The following is an 8,324-nucleotide window of genomic DNA, read 5'->3' as shown; positions in this document are numbered from 1 at the left end:
TGTCGTACGGGGGGTGGGTGAGGCGTAGGCCAGCAGCCGGCACATAAAAGGCCTTTCGTGATGGATCTGCCGAGATCGGACACCAGACCCATAAGCAGTACCATGTCAGATTACGTGACGCTCATCTCAATCGCGGTGCGACGTGCAGACAAACGGGAGATGATCAGCAACCCCGAGCTAAACTTCACAAGATGACGCCTAGTTCTGACATCACCGCACCCCCGAATCCTCGCGCGCCCGGCTTCGTTCGCGTGCGCGGCGCCAGCGAGAACAACCTGCGCAACGTCGACGTGGACGTTCCACGAGACTCGATTGTGGCGTTCACGGGCGTGTCCGGTTCGGGTAAATCCTCCCTCGCCTTCGGCACCATTTTCGCCGAGGCCCAACGGCGGTTCTTTGAATCCGTCGCACCGTACGCCCGGCGACTGATCCAGCAGGGTCACACGCCCCGGTCGATGAAATCACCGGGTTGCCCCCAGCCGTGGCACTGCAACAGCGGCGCGGAACACCGAGTTCGCGCTCGAGCGTGGGAACGGTCACGACCCTGTCCAACTCAGTGCGAATCTTGTATTCCCGAGCCGGCATGTACCCGGAGGGTGCCGCGCGGCTTGAGTCGGATTCTTTCTCGCCGAACACCGCCATGGGCGGGTGCCCGAAATGCCAGGGGCTCGGAACGGCCCACACGGTGACTGAGGCCTCGCTCGTGCACGATCCCTCACTCAGCATCCGCGACGGCGCCGTAACGGCCTGGCCCGGCGCCTGGCAGGGCAAGAACCTTCGCGACATCCTCACCGCGCTCGGCCACGACGTCGACACGGCCTGGCACGATCTTTCACGCGCCGACCGCGATTGGATCCTCTTCACCGAGGAACAGCCCGTGGTCGACATCATGCCGGAACGCGAACGGCCCCGACCGTACAAGGGCAAGTTCTGGAGCGCGCAGAGCTACGTGATGCACACCCTCGCCGATTCGAAGAGCGCTTCGGTGCGCAACCGGGTGCTGAAGTACGTGAATTCGGGTCCGTGTTCCCTGTGCGGGGGAAGCGGGCTGCGTGCGGAAGCGCTTGCTGTCACGTTCAATGGCCGCACCATCGCCGAGGTCAATGCCCTTCCCCTTACTGACCTCCGCCGCGTGCTCGACCAGCCCGTGACCGCGAATACCCCCGCGGCCACGATCACCACCGACCTCACTCGCCGACTAGACGTGCTCCTTGAGCTCGGGCTCGGTTACCTGAGCCTGGGCCGTGCGACACCCACCCTCTCCTCCGGTGAAATGCAGCGGTTGCGCATCGCGACCCAGCTGCGTTCGGGCCTCTTCGGTGTCATCTACGTGCTCGACGAGCCCTCGGCCGGCCTGCACCCCGCCGATGCCGAACCGCTGCTGGCCGTGCTCGAAGAACTCAAATCCAGCGGCAACTCCGTGTTCGTGGTCGAACACAACATGGACGTCGTGCGCCGCGCCGACTGGGTCATCGACGTCGGCCCTCGTGCTGGCGAAGGCGGCGGCGAGGTGCTCTACAGCGGACCGACCGCAGGGCTCGCGCAGATACCGGCCTCGATCACGCGTCAGTTTCTCTTCGCGGACGAACGCCCGGTGCCGGACGCCCGCGTGCTGCGGCACCCGCTCGGCTGGCTCGGGCTCACGGGAATCACCCGCCACAACCTGCGGGACCTTGACGCCGAGTTTCCCCTTGGCGTGCTGACCGCGGTGACGGGCGTGTCCGGCTCTGGCAAGTCCACCCTCGTAAGCCAGGTGCTCGCCGAGGCCGTGGGCCTGCACCTCCACCCGGACCAAGACCCGGATGCGTCCACCGCGTCCACCGGTTCGGCCACCGGCGAGAACGACGACGAGGCCGAGGCCGAGCCCGACGAGGCCACAACGGTCGAGACGATCACCGGTGCGGACGGGATCGACCGGCTCGTGCGGGTCGACCAGAAGCCGATCGGGCGCACGCCACGATCCAACCTGGCCACCTACACCGGCCTGTTCGATGCCGTTCGGTCGACGTTCGCCGCGACCCCCGAGGCGCGCAGCCGAAAGTTCGGAGCCGGTCGGTTCTCCTTCAACGTGCCCGGTGGCCGGTGCGAGACCTGCCTCGGCGAGGGATTTGTGGCCGTCGGGCTGCTCTTTCTGCCGGGAAGCTACTCCCCCTGCCCCGCCTGCGGCGGATCGCGTTACAACCCCGAAACTCTCGAGGTGACCTACCACGACAAGAATGTCGCCGAGGTCCTCGGCCTGACCGTTGATGCGGCGGCGGTGTTCCTTGCGGACGTTCCCTCGGCGGTGCGCAGCCTGGAGACCCTTCGCGAGGTGGGGCTCGGCTACCTGCGACTCGGGCAACCCGCCACGGAGCTCTCGGGCGGTGAAGCGCAGCGCATCAAGCTGGCGACCGAGCTGCAGCGGGCCCGGCGCGGCCACACGCTGTATGTCCTCGACGAACCGACGACCGGGCTGCACCCGGCCGACGTGCTCTTACTGCTCACCCAACTCAACCGACTCGTCGACGCCGGCAATACCGTCATTGTGGTCGAACACGACATGGACGTGATTGCCGCCGCCGACTGGGTGATCGACATCGGTCCGTCGGGCGGTGACAAGGGCGGTCGCATCGTGGCTGCGGGAACTCCCCACCAGGTGGCCGCCCACAAGACGAGTCGCACCGCACCATACCTCGCCCTCGCCCTGGGTGCCTCCGCCACCTGACCCACGAACGGCACCCACTGTCCGCAGGGTTCGCACCCCGCCCCCCCTTCAGGCCCGGATTACCGGAATTCGCCATCAGGAGGGGCCGTGCGGAGTACATTCTGAACCGGTGCCACCCCACGGTACCGAGCCCGGAGGTACCAACATGCCACGCCCCAGTGCGCTGCGAGCGTCGTGCCGTTGAACCGTCGGCAGTTCCTGTGGGTGGGGGCGTCGACGCTCCTGCTCACGGCCTGTCAGGCGGCGCCGGAGCAGAGCGCGACGCCGCCGGCCTCGACAGCCGTCGGCCCGCATCCCGTCGACACGCTCCTCGCCACCGGTCCGGTCTACATCGCTCACCGGGGCTCCAGCGACAACTGGGTCGAGCACACCATGGACGCCTACGCTCATGCGATTGCATTCGGCGCGGCCGCCATCGAGGTGTCCGTCTCCGCGAGTTCTGACGACGTATTCCTCTGCCATCATGATGCGACGACGGAACGGATGACCGGCCAGGATCTGGTCATCGCGCAGACCACCTGGAAAGAACTTTCGACCCTGCACAACGATGCCCGGGAGTGGCTCGGCCCGGCCTCCGCCCTCCAGCCGATCTCTCGGCTCGACACCGTGCTCGATGCCTTCGCGCCGAAACACCTGATGTTCATCGAGGACAAGCAGGGCGAAAGTCCGGAGGAACTCTTCGATCTTATGGAGGCCCACGCCGACCCCACGCACCATTTCGTGTGGAAGCAGGCCGTGGAGTATCCGCTTCCCGCGCGCATCGGGACGGCCGGATACAAGGCCTGGGGATATTTCACCAAGGACACGTATGCCCGGGCCGAGGAATATGGGGGCAGATTCGACTACCTCGGGGTGGAACATTCCGCCACCGACGAGGAGATCGCCACCGTCATCGCGCTGGGCAAGCCCGTTATCGCCTGGCCTATTCATTACCGCTTCATGCGCGACCGCATGCTGCGCCTGGGCGTGACCGGAATGATGTGTTCCAACGTTCCCTACGTCTCCAGCTCAACGCCGACCGCCACAACCGATGCCTTCGCCACGGGACTGCGAGCCCCGGGCGACCTGCCGTGGTCTATGGACATGGGGTCTGAGGTGCAACCCCTGATCACGCCGGAGACCGCGTCGATCGCGATCTCGATGAGGGGCACGCAGAGCTACCTGATGGGTTCGATGTGCCCGGTGCCGGCCGATTCGTACACGCTCACCTGGGAGATGCGCTGGGCCGCCGAGCTCCCGCCCGGCCCGACAGACACCGCCGGCGTCGCCTTCGGACTGCCCGATGACCAGCCGTTCCGGGTAGGAGTCGCCGGCGAAACGGCTGGCTACTACGCGACGGTGCGGCGCAATGGAACCCTGGAGCTTTTCAGCCGGGCGGGAGGGAGCGAGGCCGGGGTGTCCCTCGGTGCCGTCGCGACGGCCTCCGTTCGGCCGGGCGAATGGATGCGCTTTCAGGTCGCGGTGTCACCCGCTGGCATCCGCCTGTCTCGAGCGGATGGCCGTGGCTGGTCGATCGATAGCGCCGACGCCTCCTCCCGCGGGCAGTACTTCTGGCTCTGCAAGAACTACCCGGCCGGGCCCGGCGTCGAGTTTCGAGCCGTCTCCATCACCTGAACCGTCTGGCGTCTCGTCCGCGCCCTGGCGTGATTCACGCGGGCGAGGAATAAAGCACCCCACGACTGACGCTGGCTTAGGAGTGTGCCAGTGCACGCCACTTCTTTCGATGTGACAGGAATTTTGTATGACCGAGCGCACCCGTCCCCCTCTCGCGCCGGAGGCACCCCCGGCACCGCCCTTCGTCGACGGCCCGGTTCGGGACGATTCCGCTCGCAACCGCCTCGTCATCTCGCTGCTGCTGGTCTCGGCGTTCGTCGTCATCCTGAATGAAACGATCATGAGCGTGGCGCTGCCGCACCTCATGACGGACCTCAGCATCACGGCATCGGCTGCCCAATGGCTGACGACGGCGTTCATGCTCACCATGGCCGTGGTCATCCCCATCACCGGTTTCCTGCTGCAGCGCTTCAACACCCGTCCCATCTTCATCAGCGCCATGTCGCTCTTCAGTCTCGGCACGCTCATCGCGGCCCTGGCGCCGGGCTTCGAGGTGCTGCTCGTGGGCCGCGTGGTGCAGGCCAGCGGGACCGCCATCATGATGCCGCTGCTGATGACCACGGTGATGACGCTCGTGGCCCCCGCCTCGCGGGGCAAGACGATGGGAAATATCTCCATCGTGATCTCGGTGGCGCCCGCGATCGGCCCGACCATCTCGGGCATCATCCTCAGCGTGCTCGACTGGCGCTGGATGTTCATCCTCGTGCTGCCCATCGCCCTCGGCGCCCTGCTGCTCGGTGCCGCCCGCATCCAGAACGTCACGACTCCGCGCCAGGTTCCGATCGACGTGTTCTCCATCATCCTCTCGGCATTCGGTTTCGGCGGGCTCGTGTACGGGCTGAGCAACCTGGGTTCGACCGGACAGACGGGGGCCGCCGCCGGGGTCATCCCCCTCATCATCGGTCTGCTCGCCCTCGCCCTGTTCGTGTCGCGCCAGCTTCGGCTGCAGCGCACCGACCGGGCTCTGCTAGACCTGCGCACGTTCCAGTCGCGCACCTTCACCGTGGCCATCATCATGCTGGGCCTGAGCATGATGGCGCTGTTCGGCACCCTCATCCTGCTGCCGATCTACATGCAGAACGTACTCGGCCTCGACGCCCTCGCCACCGGGCTGCTCCTGCTGCCCGGCGGTATCACGATGGGTGTCCTCGCGCCGTTCGTCGGCCGGATCTACGACAAGTTCGGTCCCACGGTGCTGCTCGTCCCCGGTTCCACAATCGTCAGCGGCGCCTTGTGGTCGATGACCCTCATGGGCGAGTCCACGGATCCGTCGCTGCTGATGACGGCCCACATCTCGCTCAGTGTCGGCCTCGCTCTCATCTTCACGCCGCTCTTCACGGCTGGTCTCGCGTCCTTGCGGCCGGAACTCTACTCGCACGGCAGCGCCGTGGTGGGAACGGTGCAACAACTCGCCGGCGCTGCCGGAACGGCCCTGTTCATCGCGGTGTTGGCCTCGCAATCGACCGCGTTGATCAACACGGGCGTATCTGAGGTGTCGGCGACCGCCGCCGGCGTTCAGTCGGCATTCATGTACGGCGCGGTCATCTCGCTCTGCGCGATCCCGCTCGCGTTCTTCGTGCGCCGCAGTCCGTTGACCACGAACACGTCGGCCCCGACTGCGCCGTAGGTCAGCGCGCGCGTTCGCCGATCACCGCGGGGTGGTCGGCGGGCAGCCCGTGACGTTTGCCGTCGTGAAGCAACTGCACGTTCTTCTTTTCCCACTCGTTCATCTTCGTGCGCACCGGATCGAGAGCGAGACCCTCAGCGCAGCTCGCGATCGTTCGCCCGCAGATGCAGTGTCGTGGATGCGCGCCGTCATCGTGGTGCAACATTCCGATGCGCCAGACCACGGCCATGGCCCAGTCGATCTGGCGTGAGGCCAGCTCTGTCTTCCGTTCGGCACGCCTGATCAGGTCATTCTCCAGCAGGCCGCGCACACCGGCGTTCGGGGTGGCATCGAACCGACCGGCCGCGAGGGCTCTCAGCTGCTCGATGATCGTGGTCAGCTCCGCAATGGAGGCGTCCCGCTCAGCGATGGTCGTTTTGGTTGCGGCCACGTACGACCGGTGCATGTCCTGCTCATCGTTGAACAGCTCCGTCCACAGGCGCAGATGGTCCTTGTCGCGCCTGTCGGCCTTTTCGGCACCCAGGTGACGCACGCAGAACGAGCAAACCACCTGATCGCTGGCCGACGTGAAATGGAACGGCTGCCGCGCCTGACAGCAGAAGCACGGGGCCAGCAGATCCACATGCAGGTCGTATGGGTGGGTCAATCCGACTCCTTGCGTCGTTGCGTGCGGTCCTGTGCCTCCTCAAGGTTACGGTGCGGGGCGATATTCTGGGCGGATGCCTCCATCAGCGCCCCTGTCACGCGGCCTGCTCCGCGAATTCGGCGCTGGCGCGGGGTTTCTCCGTCGCGGGTTCGGCCTCTGGCTCACCTCCCCGCGACTCATGCTGCTCGGCGCACTGCCGGCCCTGATCGTGGCCCTCGTGTATATCGCGGGGATCGCGGCACTGGCCGTCAACCTCGGCGGAATCAGCGAGTGGATGACGCCTTTCGCCGACGGCTGGGGAGAGCCGTGGAAGACCGGGACCCGGGTTGCGGCGGGCGTCGCGGTCGTGACGGTGGGCATCCTCGTACTGGTGTACACCTATGCCGCCGTCACGCTGCTGGTGGGTGACCCCTTCTATGAACGCATCTGGCGGTCGGTGGAAACGAGCCTCGGATCGCCTCCGATCGCGCCCGACGTCGGTCTGTTCCGCTCGTTGGTGCGTGCGGTTGTCGATGGCGCTCGGCTGCTCCTTCCCGCCGTTCTGGTGGGCCTCCTCCTCGTGTTGAGCGGTCTCATCCCCGTCGTGGGCGGAGCGCTCGCCTTCACGCTCGGCGCCGCGTTCGGGGGCTGGGTTCTCGTGCGTGAACTCACCGGGTTCGCCTTCGACGCCCGTGGTTTTTCCCTGCGAGAGAGGCGACAGATGCTGGCCCGTCGACGGGCCACCTGCCTCGGCTTCGGCGTCGTCACCTACCTGCTCTTTCTCGTCCCGTTCGCGGCGGTGTTCGTGATGCCGGCGGCCGTCGCCGGTGCCACGATGCTGAGCCGGGACGTGCTCACTCCACGCTGAAACCGCAATGTGGATTGATCCTTGTCAATCCCTTGAGCTCATACCCGCGAGAAAGTACGTTATCTCTGTCGTTATTCCATCCATCTCGGAGGTACAGCAATGAGAGGCAGACTTCTCTTTCTCGCCGGTCTGGCAACCGGCTATCTGATCGGCTCGCGTGCGGGGCGTCGCGCCTACGACCGGCTCACCACCAAGGCCCGAGAAGTGTGGGGCGACCCCAACCTGCAGAGGGTGGTCGCGCAGACCGAGCAGGCGGCGAGGGAGGCCGCTGCCCTCGCTCAGGCCAAGGTCTCGGATGTGCTCGACCAGGCCACAGCCGCCGCGAAAGCTGAGCACGACAAGGCCGCAACCGTGGCGGAGAAGACCGCGCGGGCCGCGCGCAAGACCGCGTCAGACACGGTCGATAACGCGACGGATGTCATCGACGACGTTGCTGCGAAGGCGTCCGATGTCATCGATGACGTCAAACGGACGTCAGACACCGACTAGGTCGTGCGCACGCTCGGAAGGCCTCCACTCCTGATTCAGGCAGCCGCATCGCGCCGTTCGATCAGAGTGAAGGCCTCGTCGTTCTGCCACAGCTGCTGGCGCGGTCAGGATGCAACCACACGGCGACCGGCATTGTTAGCCTGAACTGTGCGCACACACTTTGAACCGAACCGAATGCCGCCGCGAGACTTCTATCGTCTGCTGACCTCCGTGGTGGTGCCTCGACCGATCGCCTGGGTGTCGAGCACCTCGGCGACCGGTGTGCACAACCTCGCACCACACTCGTTCTTCACCGTGGCTTCGGTCAACCCGCCCATCGTGCAGTTCACGTCGGTGGGCGAGAAAGACACCCTGCGCAACATCCAGGCGACGAAGGACTTCGTGGTCAACTTCAGCC

7 protein-coding genes are annotated in these 8,324 nt (G+C 66.0%); 6 read left to right on the top strand and 1 reads right to left on the bottom strand.

Going from position 1 to position 8,324, the window contains the following annotated elements:
- The first annotated feature begins 481 nt into the window (after positions 1–481).
- The 3 genes from JF66_RS11035 to JF66_RS11025 all read left to right on the top strand — a co-directional run bounded on the left by JF66_RS11035 (position 482) and on the right by JF66_RS11025 (position 5,945).
- A complete protein-coding gene (locus JF66_RS11035) occupies positions 482–2,704 on the top strand; it encodes an ABC transporter (RefSeq protein WP_369798003.1) in 2,223 nt (740 codons plus the stop codon).
- Between the two features lie 174 nt (positions 2,705–2,878).
- On the top strand, positions 2,879–4,318 hold the full coding sequence (locus tag JF66_RS11030) for a glycerophosphodiester phosphodiesterase family protein (RefSeq protein WP_156109749.1): 1,440 nt from the start codon (positions 2,879–2,881) through the stop codon (positions 4,316–4,318).
- A 127-nt stretch (positions 4,319–4,445) separates the two neighbouring features.
- Positions 4,446–5,945, top strand: a complete 1,500-nt coding sequence (locus tag JF66_RS11025; protein ID WP_051973433.1) for an MDR family MFS transporter — start codon at positions 4,446–4,448, stop codon at positions 5,943–5,945.
- Between the two features lies 1 nt (position 5,946).
- On the opposite strand, the gene JF66_RS11020 is transcribed toward JF66_RS11025, so the two are convergent.
- Positions 5,947–6,591 carry a hypothetical protein gene (locus tag JF66_RS11020; RefSeq protein ID WP_156109748.1) on the bottom strand — a complete coding sequence of 215 codons (645 nt, stop codon included), beginning with the start codon at positions 6,589–6,591 and terminating at the stop codon, positions 5,947–5,949.
- A 73-nt stretch (positions 6,592–6,664) separates the two neighbouring features.
- Here JF66_RS11020 and JF66_RS11015 point away from each other — a divergent pair, with 73 nt between their 5' ends.
- From JF66_RS11015 to JF66_RS11005, 3 genes are all read left to right on the top strand, one after another.
- The gene (locus JF66_RS11015) at positions 6,665–7,438 is read left to right on the top strand and encodes an EI24 domain-containing protein (RefSeq protein WP_035877857.1); all 774 of its coding nucleotides are present in this window, start codon (positions 6,665–6,667) and stop codon (positions 7,436–7,438) included.
- Between the two features lie 99 nt (positions 7,439–7,537).
- Positions 7,538–7,927, top strand: coding sequence for a hypothetical protein (locus JF66_RS11010; protein ID WP_035877856.1), 390 nt, complete (start codon positions 7,538–7,540; stop codon positions 7,925–7,927).
- A gap of 147 nt (positions 7,928–8,074) precedes the next feature.
- A partial coding sequence (locus JF66_RS11005; RefSeq protein WP_035877863.1) for a flavin reductase family protein occupies positions 8,075–8,324 on the top strand: 250 nt, incomplete at its 3' end.

Origin of the sequence: Cryobacterium sp. MLB-32, from assembly GCF_000738085.1 — a bacterium.
Classification (GTDB): Bacteria; Actinomycetota; Actinomycetes; order Actinomycetales; family Microbacteriaceae; genus Cryobacterium.
Note: the sequence above shows the minus strand (reverse complement) of the source record. Positions and strands in the feature narration are given on the sequence as shown.

What these genes read in the sequence shown, in the direction of transcription:
- JF66_RS11015 (WP_035877857.1), top strand. Translation starts at nt 6,665, where the DNA reads ATGCCTCCATCAGCGCCCCTGTCACGCGGCCTGCTCCGCGAATTCGGC.
- JF66_RS11010 (WP_035877856.1), top strand. Translation starts at nt 7,538, where the DNA reads ATGAGAGGCAGACTTCTCTTTCTCGCCGGTCTGGCAACCGGCTATCTG.
- JF66_RS11025 (WP_051973433.1), top strand. Translation starts at nt 4,446, where the DNA reads ATGACCGAGCGCACCCGTCCCCCTCTCGCGCCGGAGGCACCCCCGGCA.